Raw genomic sequence first — 19,602 nt, 5'->3', positions numbered from 1 at the left:
ACCGCCAGCGCCACTGCGGGCTACAGTAGATGAAATCATGTCCTGTAGGCCCTAGAATCCCCTGCATGACCCAGCTGACACCACAAGCCCTGCTTGCCATTGCCCACCAACGCCGTCAGGCCGGCGATCTACTGGCTGCCGAGAACTTCAGCAATATGGTGTTGGAGAAGCATCCTGATTACCGCGAAGCCTGGCTGTTCAAGGCACAATTAGCAGAACTGGGGGGCAAGGCTGAAGAGTTGGCCGCTGCACTGGCCAAGGTGGAGCGGCATAGCCTGGGGGCCTCTGCCGCCTACCTGACTGATATGGGCAACCTCTACCGTAGCCAGCGTCAGCACGCCGAGGCAGGCAAGGCCTATCGGCGTGCTGTTGAAACACAACCCGACTATGCCCAGGGCTGGAACAACCTAGGCGTCAATGCCCATGAGCGCGGTGACAATGCAACGGCCGAGGCAGCCTATCTGCAGGCCATGGCACTGGCACCCGACCTGGCCCTGGCACATAACAATTACGCCGCATTGCGCCACTTGGCGGGTGATCTGAATGCGGCCAGCCAACACTATAGGCTGGCCATAGAGCTGGACCCTGGCTACGCCGTCGCCTGGAAAAACTACGGCAGCATTCTGCAGGAGCAAGGGCGCTATGCCGAAGCGATGCACGCCTATGACCAGGCTGTGCGGCACCGCCTGCATTACGCCGATGCCATCTCGGGCAGCCTGTATATGCGGCTGAACCTGCTGGAATGGGATGGATTGTCACAGCAATTGGGCAGCCTGAGCACCGCCTTGCAGCATGACAAGACCGCACGCATCTCGCCATTCGTGCATATGGCTGTGGATAGCAACCCAGCCACGCAGCAGCAGATATCCCAGCGATGGGCCAGCCACTATACGCCGCAGCCCTTGCCTGGCCGCGCTGTCACACCGGGCAAACGCATCAGGCTGGGCTATGTGGGAGCCGATTTCTTTGCCCATGCCACCAGCTGGCTCACTGCCGGCCTATTTGCCGGACACGACCGCACTCGCTTCGAGGTCTGGGGCTACGACTATGGCCTGGATGACAACTCCGCCGTGCGAGGCCAGATCAGCAACAGCTTTGACCACTTCGCCCAGGTACACACGCTGGATGCCGAACAGCTGGCGCAACGCCTGCGAGACGATGAGATTGATATCCTGATCGACCTGAAAGGCTGGACCCGCAACAGCCGCAGCCAGGTCATGGCCTGGCGACCCGCACCGGTGCAGGTGCACTACCTGGCCTATCCCGGTACGCTGGGCGCGAATTGGTGCGACTACCTTATCGCCGACAAACGGGTGATCCCGCCCGGTGCCGAGCAATACTACAACGAGGCGGTGATCCGGCTACCCCACTGCTATCAGATCAACGCAAGGCTAGCCAACGCCAGCCCCGCCCCTGGCCGGCAAGCGGTAGGCCTGCCTGAAACCGGTTTTGTTTTCTGCTGCTTCAACCAGCACTACAAACTGTTGCCAGCGATGTTCGACTTGTGGATGCAGTTGCTACAGCAAGTACCCGGCAGCGTGTTATGGCTACTGGCCACCTCGCCCCACAATTGCGAAAGACTGCGACAAGAAGCCCACAAGCGCGGCGTTGCCGCCGACCGATTGGTGTTTGCACCGCCCCTTGCCCAAGGCGAACACCTGGCACGCCTGGCTTTGGCAGACCTGGCCTTGGATACCCTGCCCTGCAATGCTCACACCACGGCCAGCGATGCCCTGTGGGCAGGTGTACCCTTGCTGACCTGTGTGGCTGATAGCTTTGCCAGTCGGGTTGCCGCCAGTTGCCTGCAAGCCATTGGCCTGCCTGAACTGGTCACTACCTCCTTGCCCACCTACCAGGCACTGGCCCGCCAACTCGCGACCGAGCCGGGACAATTGGCAGCATTGCGAGCCAGACTGGCGGACAACCGGGAAAACTGGCCCCTGTTCGACAGCCAGGCCAGCATTGCAGCGTTGGAACGCGCTTATGAGGCCATATGGGCACGCCAGCTGGCTGGCTTGCCGCCAGCCGGGTTCGATTTGCCTTAGCGCCAGTACCGGACCAGCCGCGCCTAGCGCCCGCGCCGATCCTGGCTAAAGCGCGGTCGGTCGTAGAACTCGGGTGGCCGTCGGCGCACCCAGGCGAGAAAGCTGGCAATCGTCGCATGCGCCTGGAGCCTTTCCACAGTATGGAAATGCTCGGCAAGCTCGCGCTCGGTAAACACTGCGTGCAGTGTCTGATGGCAAATCTTGTGCAGGCGCACAGTCTCCCTGCCACCCAGGCTGCGCGGTATCAGATGATGCTCGTCTACCGTCGTGCCTTCCGGCAGCAAGCGGCCACACAAGGCGCAGTGGGTGGCAGGCAACCCCCTAGCCTGAAAGGTCTGACATTGTCTCGGGTGCTTTGCCATTGCCAAGCCCGCCAGTCTTTGCCACTGCGGCGTGTTGTGCTGGGTGCATGAGTCCCCCGCCTGCCTGCGGCTGCCACCTAGGACTAGCTACCCTGCTTGCCAGCCTGCTCCACCACATTGCGGAAAAAGCCATACACACCCTCGTCGTTCATGCTGCGCGCACTGGCCAGTTCGCCCGCGCGGGTGGCATACAGCACGCGCTGATCCGGTGCCAGCACAACCACGGCAGGTATCCCCTTCTTGATCGGGTTGCCATAAACCGTATCGATATCCAGATTCTTGTCGAAGCGACCCACATCAACCTTGACCACCTTGAATTCCTTGGCGATCAGGGCCGCATTCTTTTCGGTCTTCAAGGCCGTATCCAATGCGACACAATCCTTGCACCAGTTGGCGCCGAACACCAGCAGCACAGGCTTCTGCGCCTTGCGTGCCTCGATCAGCGCCTGCTTCACGTCGGCACGGGCATCTGCGGCTTCGTTATAAGGTTGCTCTCCTGCGTATACGTTCAGGCTGAGTAAAAGACCAAGGAGCAGGCTGATTTTCTTCATGACGTAACCAGACAAAAAATTAAAGACCGAAACAGATTACCGCGTCAGTGATTGTCCTGCTACCAAACCTGCACAGTACGTTGGTCGCCCCGTACTGGCAGGTGCCTCGCCTATCTCATATAACCAAGAAACGGGGCGTAAGTACAAGGAAACTGCCATGCGGTTGCTGGCTATCACAGTGTTGTACAAGGCAACCATGTTGGCGTACACGCAAAGCCTGTGTGCTGATGTCATTGGCAACATTCAGCGGCTATGACAACCCTACCGTCAGCGTCGCTCGATCAGGACGCAATCATTCCCGAGCACTTGGCCAACCCGCTATCAACCGAGCATGCTGCAGATCGCCCGCCTGGCGAGGGCGGCAGCCAGCATCTTTATGAAGCATTACGGCTAGCCTCTGAGGCGCAGCACCAGTTGGAACTGGCACTATGGGCCAGTGGAGAATCCATTTGGGAATGGGAGGCAGCGTCTGACACCGTTACCATCCGGACCTTCATCGTCGCTAACCATCCACCCGACATCGTCGTTCTCAATAGCCAGGATTGCTTTGCCCGCGTGGAAGCAGACGACCTGGAACAGGCGCGCCTCGCCTGGAGCATGCATGTGCTCGGCAATGCAGATGCCGTCGATATCTCCATCAGGGCCTGCATGGAGGGGAATATCCGCTGGCTCCGCATACGCGGGCAAGCCGTGTCGCGCAGCGATGAGGGACGGGCGTTGCGGATGGTCGGTACGGTCAAGGATATTACGCGCTACCGCGAGGCCGAAGAGTCGCTGCGCTTGATGGCCTCTGCCTTTGCCAGCTCGCGCGATGCCATGCTGGTGCTGACCGAACAATGGCAGATCATCGAGACCAATAGCGCCTTTACTGACCTGATCAAGCTAAAGCTCCATCAGTTGGTGGGCGAATCACTGAGTCGCTTTGTTGACCTGCCCGATACCATGCTCAGACGGCTGCAGCGCTTGGGACACGCCCAGGCAGAAAGCTTGCTGCAACTGACCCATGAACAACAACTGCCGGTGGAGATCAGCATCAGCAGCTTTGCCTCAAGTAACGGCAGCGCGCCCTACCTGATTGCCACCTTGCGTGACATACGTGAGCGCAAGCAAGCAGTCAAAGCGCTGGAGCGCATGGCCAGACAGGATGCGCTGACCCAGCTACCCAATCGCAATGCCTTTCAGGAGGAACTGGAACTGCGCCTGCCTCATGCCAGCGAGTACAACCCGCTCGCCGTATTGTTCATAGACCTGGATGGGTTCAAGCGCATCAATGACTCGCTGGGACATGAGGCAGGCGATGAATTGCTGCAAATTGTGGCTGGCCGGCTGCTCACCATGCTGTCACCCGCCGACACGCTGGCGCGCTGGGGGGGTGATGAGTTTGTCGCCATGCTGGGTGATACGGCATCCATGCGGCAATTGGAAGAACTGACCGCACGCCTGCTTGAGGCCATGCGCATGCCTATATCTGTCAGAGGGCACCAGGTGAGCGTGAGCGCCAGCATAGGCATAGCCCTGGCACCGCAGGATGGCTACGACTCGGGCACGCTACTGCGCCATGCCGATTCGGCCATGTATGCCGCCAAACAAAGCGGGCGGGACCGGGTAGACCGCTATCGGCCCGAGCTGGATAGCGACGCACTGAGCCGTATCAAACTCACCAGCCTTTTGCGGCAGGCTGCCGAGCGCAGCCAGCTTACCTTTGTAGCCCAACCCAAGGTGAAAGCCGATGGCCGAGTAGTGGGTTGCGAGTTGCTGGTGCGCTGGACAACCAAGGAGTTCGGCGCCGTTTCACCCGTCAGCTTCATTCCCATTGCCGAGGAGACTGGCATCATTCTCACCATAGGCCATCAGGCCATACGGGAAGCCGCCCTGCTGGCCAGGCAATTGCAACAGACTGGCCAGCAGATCTCGGTCGCCATCAATCTCTCACCCCTGCAGATACGGGATCCGCAACTGGAGCAAGTGCTACTGTCGGCCTGCCGGGAAGCAGATATCTCGCCGATGTGTATACAGATAGAGCTGACGGAATCCGCCTTTCTCGACAGCAAGCAGGTCACCGGCTTGCTGCTGCATACCCTCAAGGCGCATGGCTTCGTGCTGGCGCTGGACGACTTTGGTACAGGCTACTCCTCGCTCAGCTACCTGCGCGACCTACCCTTTGACGTGATCAAGATAGACCGGGCTTTCCTGCACGACATCGATCGTGACGAGCGCTCGGCCAAGCTATTGGCTGGCATCGTGGATCTGTGCCGCGCATTGGATATGGAGACCGTGGCCGAGGGACTTGAGAGCCGTAGCCAACTGGCGGTATTGAGCCAGCTGGGCATAGGTGAGTACCAGGGTTTTTACTTCCATAAACCCATGGCGCAGAGCGATTTCATTGCTCTGGTCAAGGATGCCGGCCCGCAGCATCCTGCCTAGTGCATCAGGCAGCCAGCCCAGGACGGCCATGTTCCACGGCCGCATTGGCGCTCAATGCCGCGGCTACGCGCACGGCGTGCTTGGCGCGACTATGGGCTTCCGGCCCATGGGCCGCCGCCGTGGCGCCCCAGATCGCCTCCATATTGACATAGGCTGAGAACGACTTGGGGTCGATGGCGGCAGCAATGGCATAGGAATCCTGGCTGGTATCTCGGCGCAGTATCAGGCTGGTGGGTGTGCCCTGGGGGCTGATGAAGGTCGCCACCGCCGGTTGCTGCGCATTGCTGCCCTGCTGCAACACCACACCGACTTCACCACTGACCAGGCGTACCAGCATACCCGGTGGGTATATGCCCAGGGTCTTGATAAAGACGGCAGCAACGGTGGGATCGAATGCCTTGCCGCGCTCCAGCAAGATGCCCCGCAGCGCCACATTGGAGGCGACTGCAGGGCGATAGGCACAGGGCACAATACGGGCACAGAAGACATCTGCGAGGCACAGTAGCTGAGCCTCGACGATGCAACGTGATCTGCCTGGATAGCCCGACCCATCAAAATGCTCATGATGCTGTTCGACGGCAGTCAACCAGAGCGGGTCCGTCACCCCGGCACGCAGCAGCAGTTCGCGCGCTTCCAGCGGGTGCCTGTCTAGCCGGGCGCGCTGGGTGGGCGTCAGCGGTTCCGCCTGCTGTTTGAGTTCATCCTGGTAGTCCGCCATGGCCAGATTCATGGTCAGCGCAGCCGCTACCACCGAGCCTTCCCTGTCCTTGGGCATATTCATGGCGCGGGCAACCAGGCGCACCACCGTCGCCACATTGATCATGTGGCGGGTTGCATAGCGTCCCTCCTGGCGCAACAGCACCATGGCCATGGCCACGTTCTGATCATGGCTGCAGGCGGCATCGATATGCTGGGTGATCTCTTCAATCCCCCGAAGGAACACGCCTTGCCGTATCACCTGCTCGACATTGCCCACCAGGTAATCCAGCTTCTTGCGCGCCACGGCCAGAGTTGCCGTCACCGAGGGTGGCTTAATAGGCTCGGTCGGTCCTTCGGCCCGCGTACGTGCCAGTGCTTCCGCATCGGCATAAAGCCCAACCCGCACCAGCCTGTCCAGCTGACCATCACTGCTGATGACGTGGCCCTTGCTCAGCAGCAAGCGCCCATTGCTATCGCAAACATCCCATTTCAAGGCCTGTCCGATCTGTATATCGGAGGGCCGAACTCGCGCATTCCCCACGCCGTATCCTTTGCAAGCGGCTTGTTCTGCATGGCGCTGAATTCCTCCTTGCCGGAACCCTCCAACAGCCTCAACCCCCAGGCCAAGCAAGACGCGGATGACAAATATCGGCGCCCCACACTCAGGGCATATAAGGCGATATTTTCACGGGCAGCGCTGCGTGACCGGGAAAGCAAGGTTATCGGGAGCGCCACCGTCGCGTCACGACAGGATGGATATCCAGTACCCCAGGGGCGTATGCGTCCTCCAGTCATCCGCCGACGCTAGCAAAGCCCATCTATGCGGGTTTTCCCTAGCAAAGTCGGCAAGCTACAGAAATATCTTATTTGCTGATATGGAAAGACTGCCTAATTTTAAGGCAGCCGACGAACGGCAGATATGGCCAACACCACTTAGTCAAAATGGTATGGCATAAACAAACCAATCCAACACCAGCAAGCAGGAAAACAGCACGCAAGTACCACAAATCTCACGTTAATTCAGATACTTGCCCAACTCTAGCGACGCAGCATGAACTGGTCACACACGCGCCACTCCGGTGCCTTCTGCCCCGCCGCCTCTACCCAGATGGGTCGCTTTGCCGCAGCATCCGGGTTAGCTTGCCAGCGTTGCGGTACTTGGTCCGTGCCCAACATATAGCCATGCAGATTGCCTTGGGCATCGATACAGAAACGCAGGAAACCCTTGTAACCCTGCCAGGCCAGGGGTGAAAAGGCATTGTTGCCCAGATAGCCACAGCGTGCCATCAGGGCAAAGTAGCAGCCAAAGGTCAGCCCGCCTATGGCAGCGCCCAGCACGATCAGCATGGCGCCCTTGAGCAAGCCCGCCAGGACAGGCAGCAAATAGTGGCACAAGGCGGTACCCATGCTGGCCACATCTGCCCAGGGATAGCGCGGCGCGGCCACGCTGCCGGCCAGAAGGTGGAATTGCCCATAGCGGCTCAGCAGCCAGTACAGGCTGGCCGCCCAGAACATATGCAACAGGGCGTGGGGCACACCGGTCAACACCCCCACCCTGGGCCCGTCCTCTCTGGCAATGGCGCAGCAAAGCACCAGCAGCACGGCATGCACGGCAAACGCCAGCGGGCTGAAGAACAGCGCCTTCACCCACAATGCCAGAAACGATCCATAGTCCAGCCTGGCAAACGCCGCAGGTGGCAGGAAACCGTCGGCATGGAAGGAATGGGAGAAAACAAAGGCGTTGCAATAGACCGCAGCCCAATACAGCACGCCCAGCAGCAAGGGAAACAACATATTGCCCTGCACGATGTTCTGCCACAGCGCAGCCGGGCTCTCCAGCAATTCTGACCAGTGCAGGCCACCGGCAGACTGAAACAAGGCCCGCCAGTTGCGCCAGGACAGGCAACGACTCTGGGCTGGATCGGGGTAGCTGCACTGAGCCTGATAGCCGCGCAGTTCCGCTGCATCGGGCGTGTCTACCGTCCCTACCCTGACGCGCTGACGCAGGTCGTCGGTCATGGCCTGCTCGTCCACCTCCAGGCACATGCGCTTAGCCTGCGAAGTCTTGCGTGCGTGCGTGGGGTGCAGAAAAGCGCCGCCGCTACCACAGGTAATCAGCGCATCATCAAAGTCCAGGCCACCCTCGCCTTGCGCGGCGGTTTCCCTGACATAGTGATGCAGATCCCCTGCCAGACGCAGACGTACGCGTGCCCCCTGTGCCAGCAGCAGCGCCTCCAGCCGCTGGTAGCGCTTGGCATAGCCGGGTCGGGCGGCATCGCCCAGGGGGCGGGTCCAATACGGTTCCGGGTACAGCAGTATCACGTTCTGCCCGGTCTGAACCTGTGTACGCACCAGGTCCCGCAGCACCTCGTACTGCTCGCGATCCAGATCCCCCAGCAAGGCGAAATCCAGGCCAAATAACCACCAGCCGTGAGGTAGCCGTGCCACAAAGTAGCTGCGCGACTGTGGCGTATGGGCGTTTAGGAAGCCATCGTCATGATCGTCGACGAAATGCCGCTGAAAGCTGGAGATATTGTCGAACCAGTCATGATTCTGCGGGATCGCCAGCACAGTCCGTCGCGCTTCGTCCTGCGCAGGCCTCGCTGCCTCCCACATCTCATTGAAACGGTACTGGTACTCCTCGGTGCCAGCACCGGGATAGGCCATATCGCCCCCCAGAACCAGCAGCCTGCCAGCCGGCAAGCGCAATGCATCAGCGCCTGGCAGCGGCATCTCCGGCGCCAGCACCGCCTTGGCCACCGTGTAGGTAGCATTGCCGCTATCGCCGGTATCTGAGACGAAATCCCACCAGAATGTATCGTCCTCCGCCAGGCTTGTTGCGTCGAAGGCAGCGAAGTCGCCACTGTATAGCTCGCGCCGGTCCAGATTGCGGTTCTGGTCGGCCGTGGACACAATCTCGCGGGCAGAGCGTAACAACACGGCTGGGTTATACCAGGCCACAGGCCATCGGCGATGTGGCGGTGCGCCAAGGCCATAGTTGTAATCGCCCATGTGTCTTCCCCCATTGTTATAAGTCTGCTTTTTGTTAGCGCACGGCAGGCCGCAACGCAAACACAACGATACAAGATAGCACTGCACCAAAAACAAAACGCCACCCGAAGGTGGCGTCTGTCTACCGCGGCTTGATCAGGCTTACTTGATCATGCCCTTGCTCTTCAGCAGATCGAACATGGTCTTGCCGATCTCGGCCGGGCTACGGGTGTAGGCAATACCTGCCTTCTCGAAGGCAGCAAACTTCTCTTCTGCCGTACCCTTGCCGCCGGAGATGATGGCGCCAGCATGGCCCATGCGCTTGCCCTTGGGGGCAGTCACACCGGCAATGTAGCCCACGACTGGCTTGGTCACATAGGCCTTGGCAAACTCAGCGGCCTCTTCTTCAGCCGAACCACCGATTTCACCGATCATGATGATGGCGTCAGTGTCCGGATCGTCCTGGAACAGCTTCAGTGCATCAATATGGCTGGTGCCGGGGATGGGGTCGCCACCAATGCCGATACAGGTGGACTGGCCCAGGCCCAGGGCGGTGGTTTGTGCCACGGCTTCGTAGGTCAGGGTGCCGGAGCGCGACACGATACCGATGCGGCCAGGGTTGTGGATGTGCCAAGGCATGATGCCGATCTTGCACTCACCCGGGGTGATGACACCGGGGCAGTTCGGGCCGATCAGACGAATACCGGCTTCATCCACGGCACGCTTGACGTACAGCATGTCTATCGTCGGCACGCCTTCGGTGATGCAAACCACCAGCTTTACACCAGCGTCGATGGCTTCCAAGATGGAATCCTTGGCAAACGGTGCCGGCACGTAGATCACCGAGGCATCTGCCTGGGTCTCACGGGCGGCATCGCGCATGGTATTGAACACCGGCAGGCCCAGGTGGCTGCTGCCGCCCTTGCCCGGGGTCACACCGCCAACAACCTTGGTGCCTACCTTCAGCGCCTGCTCGGCGTGGAAGGTACCGTTCTTGCCGGTAAAGCCCTGCACCAGCACTTTTGTATCTTTGTTAACCAAAACGCTCATGGTTTTTTCCTTTGTTCGTGCGGGTGATTAGGCAACGGCCTTGACGGCAGCCACGATCTTCTCGGCAGCATCATTCAGGCCTTGGGCCGAAGTCAGCTTGAGGCCGGATTCATCCAGAATCTTGGCGCCCAGCTCCGCATTGTTGCCTTCGAGGCGAACCACGACCGGTACGGTCACGTTCACTTCCTTCACGGCAGCGATAATGGCCTCGGCAATCATGTCGCAACGGACGATGCCACCGAAGATGTTGATCAGCACGCCCTTGACCGACTCATCGGCCAGGATCAACTTGAAGGCTTCGATCACGCGCTCCTTGGTGGCGCCGCCGCCCACGTCCAGGAAGTTGGCTGGCTGACCGCCCTTGAGCTTGATGATGTCCATGGTCGCCATGGCCAGGCCCGCACCGTTGACCATACAGCCGATATTGCCTTCCAGCGCCACATAGTTCAGGTCGAACTCGGAAGCCTTCAGTTCACGGTCATTCTCTTGCGACTTGTCACGCAGTGCCACGATGGATGGCAGGCGGAAGGCGGCATTGCTGTCGATGCCGATCTTGGCATCCACACAGCACAGCTCGCCATTGCCACGGATGGCCAGTGGATTGATTTCGAACAGGGCGAAATCGTTTTCAACGAATGCCTTGTAGGCACCCATCATCAAGCCGGTGAACTGCTTGATCTGGGTATCGTCGAGACCCAGGGCAAAACCGGTTTCGCGAGCCTGGTAAGGCTGCAGGCCGACCAGCGGGTCAACCACGGTCTTGATGATCTTCTCGGGGGTGTTGTGGGCGACTTCTTCGATCTCCACGCCACCTTCGGTCGAGGCCATGAACACGATGCTACGGGTGGAGCGGTCCACCACGGCGCCCAGGTACAGCTCACGCTGTACGGGGTACATGTCTTCACACACCAGCAGGCTGTTGACAGGCTGGCCCTTGGCGTCCGTCTGGTAGGTCACCAGGCGCTTACCCAGCAGCGACTTGGCCACATCGGCAGCTTCGTCGGCGCTCTTGACCACCTTCACGCCACCGGCCTTGCCGCGGCCGCCAGCGTGTACCTGGGCCTTCACAACAGCAAACTTGCCAGCCATGGAACGGAAGGCGTTGGCGGTTTCTTCCGGCGTGGTGGCCAGGATGCCCTTTTGAACCGGCAGGCCGTATTTGGCCAGCAGGTCTTTCGCTTGGTATTCGTGGAGGTTCATTGCAACTTCCTTTGTCTAAGGTGTGAGGAGTGAGGCGTGAGGAGAAAAGCGCAGCGTGCAACAACTCACGCCTTGCTCCCCACCCCTCACACGTAATCAGCTATGCAGCGTCCGGCCATCGCAGCCCAGAGCAGCCTCATGCAAGGCCTCGGACAGCGACGGATGGGCATGGACGATACGGGCGATATCTTCCGAACTGGCCGAGAATTCCATGGCCACCACGGCTTCCGAAATCAACTCGGAAGCGTAAGGGCCAACGATGTGCACGCCCAGGATACGATCAGTCTTCTTGTCGGCCAGCATCTTCACGAAGCCCTTGGCTTCGCCCAGCGCCAGCGCACGGCCGTTGGCCGAGAACAGGAACTGGCCCTTCTTGTATTCCACGCCTTCAGTCTTGAGCTGCTGCTCGGTCTTGCCTACCCAGGCAATCTCGGGGCTGGTGTAGATCACCCAGGGCACGGTGCCAAAATCGACGTGCGGATGTTGGCCGGCAATGCGCTCGGCCACGGCCACGCCTTCTTCCGACGCCTTGTGCGCCAGCATGGGGCCGCGTACCACATCGCCAATAGCCCAGACATTGGGCAGGCTGGTCTGGCAGTCGTCGTTCACTTCAACCTGGCCACGCTCGTTAAGCTTGAGGCCAACGGTATCGGCATTCAGGCCTGCAGTATTGGGCACCCGACCGATGGAAACGATCAGCTTGTCGTACACCACCTTGTGCTCAGCACCGGCCGCGTCGGTGTAGTTCACCGTCACGTCCTTCTTGCTGACCTTGATCTCGCCGATCTTGACACCGGTATTGATGACCAGGCCGGTTTCCTTGGTCAGGAACTTCAGCGCCTCGCGTGCTACCTGCTCGTCAGCCGCGCCCAGGAAGGTGGGCATGGCTTCCAGCACGGTCACATCAGCGCCCAGGCGCTTCCATACCGAACCCATTTCCAGGCCAATCACGCCGGCGCCAATCACGCCAAGACGCTTAGGCACGGCCGGGATAGCCAGCGCGCCTTCGTTATCGAGCACCAGCTTGTTGTCTATGGTCACACCGGGCAGCTGGCGCACGCTGGAGCCTGTTGCCACGATCACATGGGTCGCCTCGATCGCTTCCAGCTTGCCGTCGGCCAGCTTGGCTTCCAGCACGTACTTGTCGCCGTTCCTACCCTTGAAGCTGCCGGTACCGTGGAAAGAGGTGACCTTGTTCTTGCGGAACAGGAAGGCGATACCGCCGGTGTTCTTGGCGATGATTTCTTCCTTGCGCTTGAGCATCTGGGTCACGTCCATCTTGACCGCGCCAGTGCTGATGCCGTGATCGGCAAAGCTGTGGACAGCGTGATGGTAGTTCTCGGACGATTGCAGCAGTGCCTTGGAAGGGATGCAACCTACGTTCAGGCAGGTACCGCCCAGGCTGGGCTTGCCATCAGCACTGCTGGTGGCATCGATACATGCAGTCTTGAAGCCCAGTTGGGCGGCACGAATGGCGGCCACATAGCCGCCAGGGCCACCACCGATAACGACAACGTCGAATTGTTGGGACATGGTTCAGAACCTATGTGAGGTGTTGGGCGCCGGGCATGGAATACGCATCATGTCCGGCGCTGTGTTGCATTACCGCGAGGGGCAAGGCAGGACGGTGTCCCGCGCTTGCGCCTCGCCCTGGCGCATCAGATATCCAGCAGCAGGCGGGCTGGGTCTTCGATGGCTTCCTTGATGGCCACCAGGCTCAACACGGCTTCACGGCCGTCGATGATGCGGTGATCGTAGGACTGGGCCAGATACATCATGGGGCGAACCACCACGACGCCCTCTTCCACCACGGCACGCTCCTTGGTGGCATGCATGCCCAGGATGGCCGATTGCGGTGGGTTGATGATGGGGGTGGACATCATGGAACCAAAGGTGCCGCCATTGGAGATGGTGTAGGTACCGCCACTCAGCTCTTCCATGGTCAGCTTGCCTTCCTGCGCACGCTTGCCAAAGTCGGCAATCTGCTTCTCGATCTGGGCCAGGCTCAGCTGATCGGCATTGCGTATCACCGGCACCACCAGACCACGCGGGCTACCCACGGCCACACCGATGTCGTAATAGCCGTGGTAGACAATATCGCTACCATCTACCGAGGCGTTCACGATGGGGTACTTCTTCAGCGCATGCACAGCAGCCTTCACGAAGAAACCCATGAAGCCCAGCTTGATGCCGTGCTCCTTCTCGAAACGGTCCTTGTAGCGGTTGCGCAGGTCCATCACCGGCTTCATGTTCACTTCATTGAAGGTGGTGAGGATGGCAGCAGTCGATTGCGATTCGATCAGGCGCTCGGCCACGCGCTGGCGCAGGCGGCTCATCGGTACACGCTGCTCGGAGCGGTCGCCTGCCGGTACGGCAACGGCTGGGGCGGAGGCCTTGGCAGCCGGCTTGGCGGCAGCTGCTACCACATCTTCCTTCAGCACGCGGCCATCACGGCCCGAACCGGCAATCTTGCTGGCATCGATACCGGCATCGGCAGCTGCCTTCTTGGCAGCCGGCATCACGGCGGTACCAAAGCCGATGGCGTTTTCGGGCACACCCGCTGCAGCAGCGGCTGCGGCAACGCGGCTGGCTTCGGGTGCGGCTGGCGCCGCTGCCGTGGCTGCAGGCGCAGGAGCACCGGCCTTGGCTTCGGTATCGATGGTGGCGATCAGTTCCTGGCTCACCACGGTGGCGCCATCGCCCTTCACCAGGCTGACGATCACACCGGCTTGCGGTGCCGGCAGTTCCAGCACGACCTTATCGGTCTCGAGGTCTATCAGGTTTTCGTCGCGCTCGACGTAATCGCCGACCTTCTTCTTCCAGGAAACCAGGGTGGCTTCGGAGACGGACTCGGGCAGTTGGGGGACTTTGACTTCGATCAGCATGTTTTTCGGCTCCGTTGGGAATAGCCTGGCTTGGGATGTTGATAATTCAATGGGCGGCCACCCTGGTGGCCGCCCCTACAGATCGGTTTACTTGCTTACCGTCATGGCTTCGTCCAGGAAGGCCTTGAGCTGCGCAGTGTGCTTGCTCATATAGCCCACCGCTGGCGAGGCAGACGACGGACGGCCAGCGTACAGCAAGGCTTGCTTGGCCGACATACAGGCTTCCAGCCGATGCCGAATCTGGTGCCATGCGCCCTGGTTCTTCGGCTCTTCCTGCACCCACATGATTTCCTTGGCAGCGCTGTACTTACCCAGCTCGGCCTTGAGTTCATCCGTGGGGAAGGGATAGAGCTGCTCGACGCGAACGATGGCGACATCCTTCTGTTCGCGCTCCTTGCGGGCATTGGCGAGGTCGTAATAAACCTGGCCGGAACACACCACCACGCGCTTCACCTTTTTGGCGTCCGGGCTGTCCGGATCGGCAATCACCGGGCGGAAGCTGCCATTGGTATAGGCCTCCAGCGGGCTCATCGAGTCCTTGTAGCGCAACAGACGCTTGGACATGAAGATGATCAGCGGCTTGCGGTACGGACGCAGTTGCTGACGACGCAGCACGTGGAACATCTGACTGGCTTCCGACGGCATGACGATCTGCACATTGTGCTCGGCACACATCTGCAGGTAGCGCTCCAGGCGAGCCGAGCTATGCTCCGGGCCCTGGCCATCGTAACCGTGCGGCAGCATCATGGTCAGGCCGCAGTACCGACCCCACTTGGTCTCGCCCGAGGTGATGAACTGGTCAATCACCACCTGCGCGCCGTTGGCGAAGTCGCCGAACTGGGCTTCCCAGATCACCAGTTCATCCGGTGCTGAGGAGCTGTAGCCATATTCAAAGGCCAGCACGGCCTCTTCGTTCAGGATGGAGTCGATCACCAGGAAGTGCCCCTGGTTCTCACTCAGGTTGCGCAAGGGCACGTGGGCGCCGTCATCCCACTTCTCGCGGTTCTGATCGTGCAGCACGGCATGGCGATGACTGAACGTACCCCGGCCCGAATCCTCGCCCGAAATACGTACGCCGTAGCCCTTTTCCAGCAGCGAGCCATAGGCCAGGATTTCAGACATGCCCCAGTCCATATTCTGCTTGCCGGCAGCCATGTCACGACGTGCAGCCAGCACCTTGTCCACGGTCGGGTGCAGCTTGAAGCCCTCGGGGGTCTTGGTCGCCTTGTCGGCCAGACGGCCGATCTCGGCAGCGCTGAGGGTGGTATCGGTCGGGTGCGCCCAGTGGGTGCCCTTGAACGCGCCAAAATCAATGGCAAAGCTGCGCTTGAAATCGGTCAGCGTGGTCTGCTCCACATGCTCACCCTTGTCCAGGGCGGCACGATAGGCCTTGATCAAGCCATCGGCTTCATCTGCACTCAACAGACCCTCGGTCACCAGGCGATCGGCGTACATCTTGCGGGTGCCGGGGTGCTTGGCGATCTTCTTGTACATCATGGGCTGGGTCAACATTGGGTCATCGCCCTCGTTGTGGCCCAGCTTGCGGAAGCAAACCAGATCGATCACCACGTCGCGGCGGAACTGCCGGCGGAAGTCCAGCGCGGCCTGCACCACGAAGCAGACAGCCTCAGGGTCGTCGGAATTGACGTGGAAGATCGGTGCTTCGATCATCTTGGCGATATCGGTACAGTACAGCGAGGAGCGCGTATCACGCGTGTCGCTGGTGGTGAAACCGATCTGGTTGTTGATGACGATGTGTACCGTGCCGCCGACGCCGTAGCCACGGGTCTGCGACAGGTTGAAGGTACCCTGGTTGGTACCCAGGCCGATAAAGGCCGAATCGCCATGCAGCAGCACCGGCATCACCTGGCCACCGGTGCGGTCGCCACGGCGCTGCTGACGGGCACGAGCCGACCCCACCACCACCGGATTGACGATCTCCAGGTGCGAAGGGTTGAAGGCCAGGGAGACGTGCACGGCACCACCTGGTGTGGGGATGTCGGAGCTGAAGCCCATGTGGTACTTCACGTCGCCCGAGGGCAGATCGTAGCTGTACTTGCCCTCGAACTCCGAGAACAGGTCGCGCGGCTGCTTGCCCAGGGTGTTGACCAGTACATTCAGGCGGCCACGGTGGGCCATGCCGATTACCATCTCCTGCACGCCATGCTCGCCCGAGGTCTGCACCAGATGATCCAGCGCAGCGATCATGCTTTCACCGCCCTCCAGCGAGAAGCGCTTCTGGCCCACGTACTTGGTGTGCAGATAACGTTCCAGCGTTTCGGCAGCGGTGATCTGCTTGAGGATGCGCAGCTTCTTGTCGCGGTTGAAGCTGGGGGTGGAGCGCGTCGACTCAAAACGCTCCTGTATCCAGCGCTTCTCCGTCGAGTTGGTGATGTGCATGTATTCCAGGCCGATGCTGCCGCAGTAGGTCTGCTTCAGGCGCGCCAGGATGTTGGCCAGGGTATCGCGCTCGGGGCCGATCAGGCTGCCACAGTCAAAGGTCAGCGCCATGTCGGCATCAGACAAGCCATGGGTGGCCGGATCCAGCTCAACCAAAGGCTGCTGGTCCAGGCGCTTGAGCGGATCAAGCGAGGCATAACGCACGCCCAGGACCCGGTAGGCCGAGATCAGCTTGAGCACGGCCACCTGCTTCTTCATGGCCTCCTGCTGGGCGGCGGCGGAGATGCCGCCAACGCGTGGCTGCTTGGCCATCTGCACGAATGACTCTTCGATGGCGGCGCGTGGAATGTCGCGATCGGTATTGCCGGGCTGTTGCTGCAGCTTGTCGAAATAGTCCCGCCATTCCTGCTCCACGGCGAGTGGATCGGCGAGGTACTGCTCATACAGGTCCTCGATGAACGGCGCATTGCCGCCGAACAAGTGGGACTGGGCTTGGAATGCTTGCATCATGGTGATGTGGCCTATGGCGTTTTTTGCTTTTCGCTTGGGCGAGACGATTTCGACAAACTGGGTAATTCGGTAGAGCTGCAAATACGCGCCCGATTCCAAGGAACCGGGCGCGTATTGCGGTACTTAGCCGCGCTTCTCGATATCGATGTAATCGCGACGCGGTGCACCGGTATAGAGCTGACGCGGACGACCGATCTTCATGGTCGGATCAGCGATCATCTCGCTCCAGTGCGAGATCCAGCCCACGGTACGTGCCAGGGCAAAGATCGGCGTGAACATGGAAACCGGAATGCCGATGGCGCTCAGCACGATGCCCGAGTAGAAGTCCACATTCGGGTACAGCTTGCGCTCAATGAAGTATGGGTCTTCCAGAGCGATCTTTTCCAGCGCCATGGCCAGCTTGAACTTGGGGTCATCGTGCAGGCCCAGTTCGTTCAGCACTTCATGGCAGGTCTCGCGCATGATGGCTGCACGCGGATCCATGTTCTTGTACACGCGATGGCCAAAGCCCATCAGCTTGTAGCGCTTGTCCTTCACGCCTTGCATGAAGTCGGCAACCTTGGAGACATCACCGATTTCATCCAGCATCTTCAGCACGGCCTCATTGGCGCCGCCGTGCGACGGGCCCCACAGGCAGGCGATACCGGCAGCGATACAGGCAAACGGGTTAGCACCCGACGAGCCCGACAGACGCACCGTCGAGGTGGAGGCGTTCTGCTCGTGATCGGCATGCAGGGTAAAGATACGGTCCAGGGCGCGAGCGGTGATCGGGTTGACCGTGTACTCGGCGACCGGGGTCGAGAACATCATGTACAGGAAGTTCTCGGCGTAGCTCAGGCCCGCCTTGGGATAGCTCAGCGGCAGCCCCTTGTTGTAACGATAAGCCTGAGCGGCAATGGTCGGCACCTTGGCGATCAGGCGGAAGGCCGCCACTTCGCGGTGGCGCGGATCATTGATGTCCAGCGAGTCATGGTAGAAGGCCGACAAGGCGCCGACCACACCGACCATCACGGCCATGGGGTGGGCATCGCGACGGAAACCACGGAAGAAATTGTGGATCTGGTCATGCAGCATATTGTGGCGCATGACGGTGTAATCAAACTGCTCCTTCTGCTGCTTGGTCGGCAGTTCGCCGTTCAGCAACAGATAGCAGACTTCCAGGTAGTCGCTCTTTTCTGCCAGCTGTTCAATGGGGTAGCCGCGGTAGTAGAGCTGGCCCAGGTCACCATCGATGAAGGTGATCTTGGATTCGCAGCTGGAAGTCGACAGGAAGCCGGGGTCATGGGTAAACATGCCGGTCTTGCCGAAGGCGCGGATATCGACCACATCGGGGCCCAGGGTGCCCTTGAGCACGGGCAGTTCGACGCTGTTTTGGCCGTCGTTGTAAGAGAGCGTTACTTTGGAGGCTTCAGCCATGGAAAATGCTCCTGATTGAATGTCGGGTGAAGCAGAGAAGGCCGCTTATTACGCCCTTCCCGGCCCTCGAACTAAGCGCATTATTATTGTTTCTTGGCGACTTGCCAGTGCCGCAACCGCGTCAGGATAGGAACGAGGCGGTCATCGGTGGTGTCGGTTTTGCCATCCACCAGTTCTAGCAGATCAATGTCCGGCAGCATCAACAAGTCTTGGTAGACGTCCAACTCCGCAGGGGTCAGCTGATCAAAATCGTGTTCGAGAAAGAGTTCAAACACGAGATCAAGTTCCAGCAGACCCCGGCGGGAACGCCAGCGGAGTCGGTTCTTGTCCGCTTGGGTATAGGTCACTTAGGCTATCCGTTTCACCATCAGCTCTTTGATCTTGCCTATGGCCTTGGTGGGGTTGAGGTGCTTGGGGCACACATCCACGCAGTTCATGATGGAGTGGCAACGGAACAGCCGGTACGGGTCTTCCAGATTATCCAACCGCTCATTGGTGGCGGTATCGCGGGTATCGGCAATAAAGCGATAGGCAGCCAGCAGGCCAGCCGGGCCGACGAACTTGTCCGGATTCCACCAGAACGACGGGCAGGAGGTCGAGCAGCAGGCACACAGGATGCACTCGTACAGACCATCCAGCTCCTCGCGATCCTTGGGGCTCTGCAGCCGCTCATGCGAAGGCGGCGGCGTGTCGTTGATCACGTAGGGCTTGATGGAATTGTATTGCTTGAAGAACTGGGTCATATCCACGATCAGATCGCGGATGACCGGCAGGCCAGGCAAGGGACGGATTTCAACCGGCTGCTTGAGGCCAGCCACATCGGTCACGCAGGCCAGGCCGTTCTTGCCATTGATGTTCATGGCATCGGAACCGCATACGCCTTCGCGGCAGGAGCGACGGAACGACAGCGTGTCGTCCACCACCTTCAGGCGTACCAGCGCATCCAGCAGCTTCTTGTCGGTAGGCTCCAGCTCGACTTCGCAATCCTGCATATAAGGCTTGGCGTCGACGTCCGGGTTGTAACGGTAGATCTTGAATTGCATCTTCATGTTGGTTCTCCGGCGCGCGC

At 60.1% G+C, this 19,602-nt stretch carries 14 protein-coding genes; 2 read left to right on the top strand and 12 right to left on the bottom strand.

Features of this window, described 5'->3' with window-relative positions:
- The first annotated feature begins 65 nt into the window (after positions 1-65).
- Positions 66-2,045: an O-linked N-acetylglucosamine transferase, SPINDLY family protein gene (locus tag QWZ03_RS11695; RefSeq protein ID WP_290332876.1), complete on the top strand. Its 1,980-nt coding sequence runs from the start codon at positions 66-68 to the stop codon at positions 2,043-2,045.
- A gap of 23 nt (positions 2,046-2,068) precedes the next feature.
- On the opposite strand, the gene QWZ03_RS11690 is transcribed toward QWZ03_RS11695, so the two are convergent.
- Positions 2,069-2,362 carry a hypothetical protein gene (locus QWZ03_RS11690; protein ID WP_290332875.1) on the bottom strand — a complete coding sequence of 98 codons (294 nt, stop codon included), beginning with the start codon at positions 2,360-2,362 and terminating at the stop codon, positions 2,069-2,071.
- A 128-nt stretch (positions 2,363-2,490) separates the two neighbouring features.
- Positions 2,491-2,958 carry a thioredoxin family protein gene (locus QWZ03_RS11685; protein WP_290332874.1) on the bottom strand — a complete coding sequence of 156 codons (468 nt, stop codon included), beginning with the start codon at positions 2,956-2,958 and terminating at the stop codon, positions 2,491-2,493.
- Between the two features lie 252 nt (positions 2,959-3,210).
- Between QWZ03_RS11685 and QWZ03_RS11680 the strand changes: the two genes are divergently transcribed.
- Positions 3,211-5,382: a putative bifunctional diguanylate cyclase/phosphodiesterase gene (locus tag QWZ03_RS11680; RefSeq protein ID WP_290332873.1), complete on the top strand. Its 2,172-nt coding sequence runs from the start codon at positions 3,211-3,213 to the stop codon at positions 5,380-5,382.
- A gap of 4 nt (positions 5,383-5,386) precedes the next feature.
- Here the strand turns inward: QWZ03_RS11680 and QWZ03_RS11675 are convergent, their stop codons facing one another.
- The 10 genes from QWZ03_RS11675 to QWZ03_RS11630 all read right to left on the bottom strand — a co-directional run bounded on the left by QWZ03_RS11675 (position 5,387) and on the right by QWZ03_RS11630 (position 19,576).
- Entirely contained in the window at positions 5,387-6,574 is a 1,188-nt protein-coding gene (locus QWZ03_RS11675; protein WP_290332872.1) for an HD-GYP domain-containing protein, read from the bottom strand.
- Positions 6,575-7,119: 545 nt separating this feature from the next.
- Positions 7,120-9,021 carry a metallophosphoesterase gene (locus QWZ03_RS11670; RefSeq protein WP_290332871.1) on the bottom strand — a complete coding sequence of 634 codons (1,902 nt, stop codon included), beginning with the start codon at positions 9,019-9,021 and terminating at the stop codon, positions 7,120-7,122.
- Positions 9,022-9,234: 213 nt separating this feature from the next.
- Entirely contained in the window at positions 9,235-10,122 is an 888-nt protein-coding gene (sucD, locus tag QWZ03_RS11665; RefSeq protein WP_290332870.1) for a succinate--CoA ligase subunit alpha, read from the bottom strand.
- A gap of 27 nt (positions 10,123-10,149) precedes the next feature.
- Positions 10,150-11,322, bottom strand: coding sequence for an ADP-forming succinate--CoA ligase subunit beta (gene sucC / locus QWZ03_RS11660; RefSeq protein ID WP_284196275.1), 1,173 nt, complete (start codon positions 11,320-11,322; stop codon positions 10,150-10,152).
- Between the two features lie 96 nt (positions 11,323-11,418).
- The gene (lpdA, locus tag QWZ03_RS11655; protein ID WP_290332869.1) at positions 11,419-12,855 is read right to left on the bottom strand and encodes a dihydrolipoyl dehydrogenase; all 1,437 of its coding nucleotides are present in this window, start codon (positions 12,853-12,855) and stop codon (positions 11,419-11,421) included.
- 125 nt (positions 12,856-12,980) lie between these two features.
- Positions 12,981-14,207, bottom strand: a complete 1,227-nt coding sequence (gene odhB / locus QWZ03_RS11650) for a 2-oxoglutarate dehydrogenase complex dihydrolipoyllysine-residue succinyltransferase (protein ID WP_290332868.1) — start codon at positions 14,205-14,207, stop codon at positions 12,981-12,983.
- A gap of 87 nt (positions 14,208-14,294) precedes the next feature.
- On the bottom strand, positions 14,295-17,117 hold the full coding sequence (locus QWZ03_RS11645; protein ID WP_290332867.1) for a 2-oxoglutarate dehydrogenase E1 component: 2,823 nt from the start codon (positions 17,115-17,117) through the stop codon (positions 14,295-14,297).
- A 123-nt stretch (positions 17,118-17,240) separates the two neighbouring features.
- Positions 17,241-18,533, bottom strand: a complete 1,293-nt coding sequence (gene gltA / locus QWZ03_RS11640) for a citrate synthase (RefSeq protein WP_284196279.1) — start codon at positions 18,531-18,533, stop codon at positions 17,241-17,243.
- A gap of 83 nt (positions 18,534-18,616) precedes the next feature.
- Positions 18,617-18,880, bottom strand: coding sequence for an FAD assembly factor SdhE (locus QWZ03_RS11635; protein ID WP_284196280.1), 264 nt, complete (start codon positions 18,878-18,880; stop codon positions 18,617-18,619).
- Entirely contained in the window at positions 18,881-19,576 is a 696-nt protein-coding gene (locus tag QWZ03_RS11630; protein ID WP_308447025.1) for a succinate dehydrogenase iron-sulfur subunit, read from the bottom strand.
- Positions 19,577-19,602 lie beyond the last annotated feature (26 nt).

The organism is Chitinimonas viridis, from assembly GCF_030409555.1.
In the GTDB taxonomy this organism is placed as follows: Bacteria; Pseudomonadota; Gammaproteobacteria; order Burkholderiales; family Chitinimonadaceae; genus Chitinimonas; species Chitinimonas viridis.
This window is presented reverse-complemented; position numbering and strand designations above follow the sequence as displayed.

Excerpts from the sequence above, each read along its gene's own strand:
- odhB (WP_290332868.1), bottom strand. The coding sequence starts at position 14,207 with ATGCTGATCGAAGTCAAAGTCCCCCAACTGCCCGAGTCCGTCTCCGAA.
- QWZ03_RS11630 (WP_308447025.1), bottom strand. The coding sequence starts at position 19,576 with ATGCAATTCAAGATCTACCGTTACAACCCGGACGTCGACGCCAAGCCT.
- sucD (WP_290332870.1), bottom strand. The coding sequence starts at position 10,122 with ATGAGCGTTTTGGTTAACAAAGATACAAAAGTGCTGGTGCAGGGCTTT.
- sucC (WP_284196275.1), bottom strand. The coding sequence starts at position 11,322 with ATGAACCTCCACGAATACCAAGCGAAAGACCTGCTGGCCAAATACGGC.
- QWZ03_RS11680 (WP_290332873.1), top strand. The coding sequence starts at position 3,211 with ATGACAACCCTACCGTCAGCGTCGCTCGATCAGGACGCAATCATTCCC.
- QWZ03_RS11695 (WP_290332876.1), top strand. The coding sequence starts at position 66 with ATGACCCAGCTGACACCACAAGCCCTGCTTGCCATTGCCCACCAACGC.
- QWZ03_RS11685 (WP_290332874.1), bottom strand. The coding sequence starts at position 2,958 with ATGAAGAAAATCAGCCTGCTCCTTGGTCTTTTACTCAGCCTGAACGTA.
- gltA (WP_284196279.1), bottom strand. The coding sequence starts at position 18,533 with ATGGCTGAAGCCTCCAAAGTAACGCTCTCTTACAACGACGGCCAAAAC.
- QWZ03_RS11645 (WP_290332867.1), bottom strand. The coding sequence starts at position 17,117 with ATGATGCAAGCATTCCAAGCCCAGTCCCACTTGTTCGGCGGCAATGCG.
- lpdA (WP_290332869.1), bottom strand. The coding sequence starts at position 12,855 with ATGTCCCAACAATTCGACGTTGTCGTTATCGGTGGTGGCCCTGGCGGC.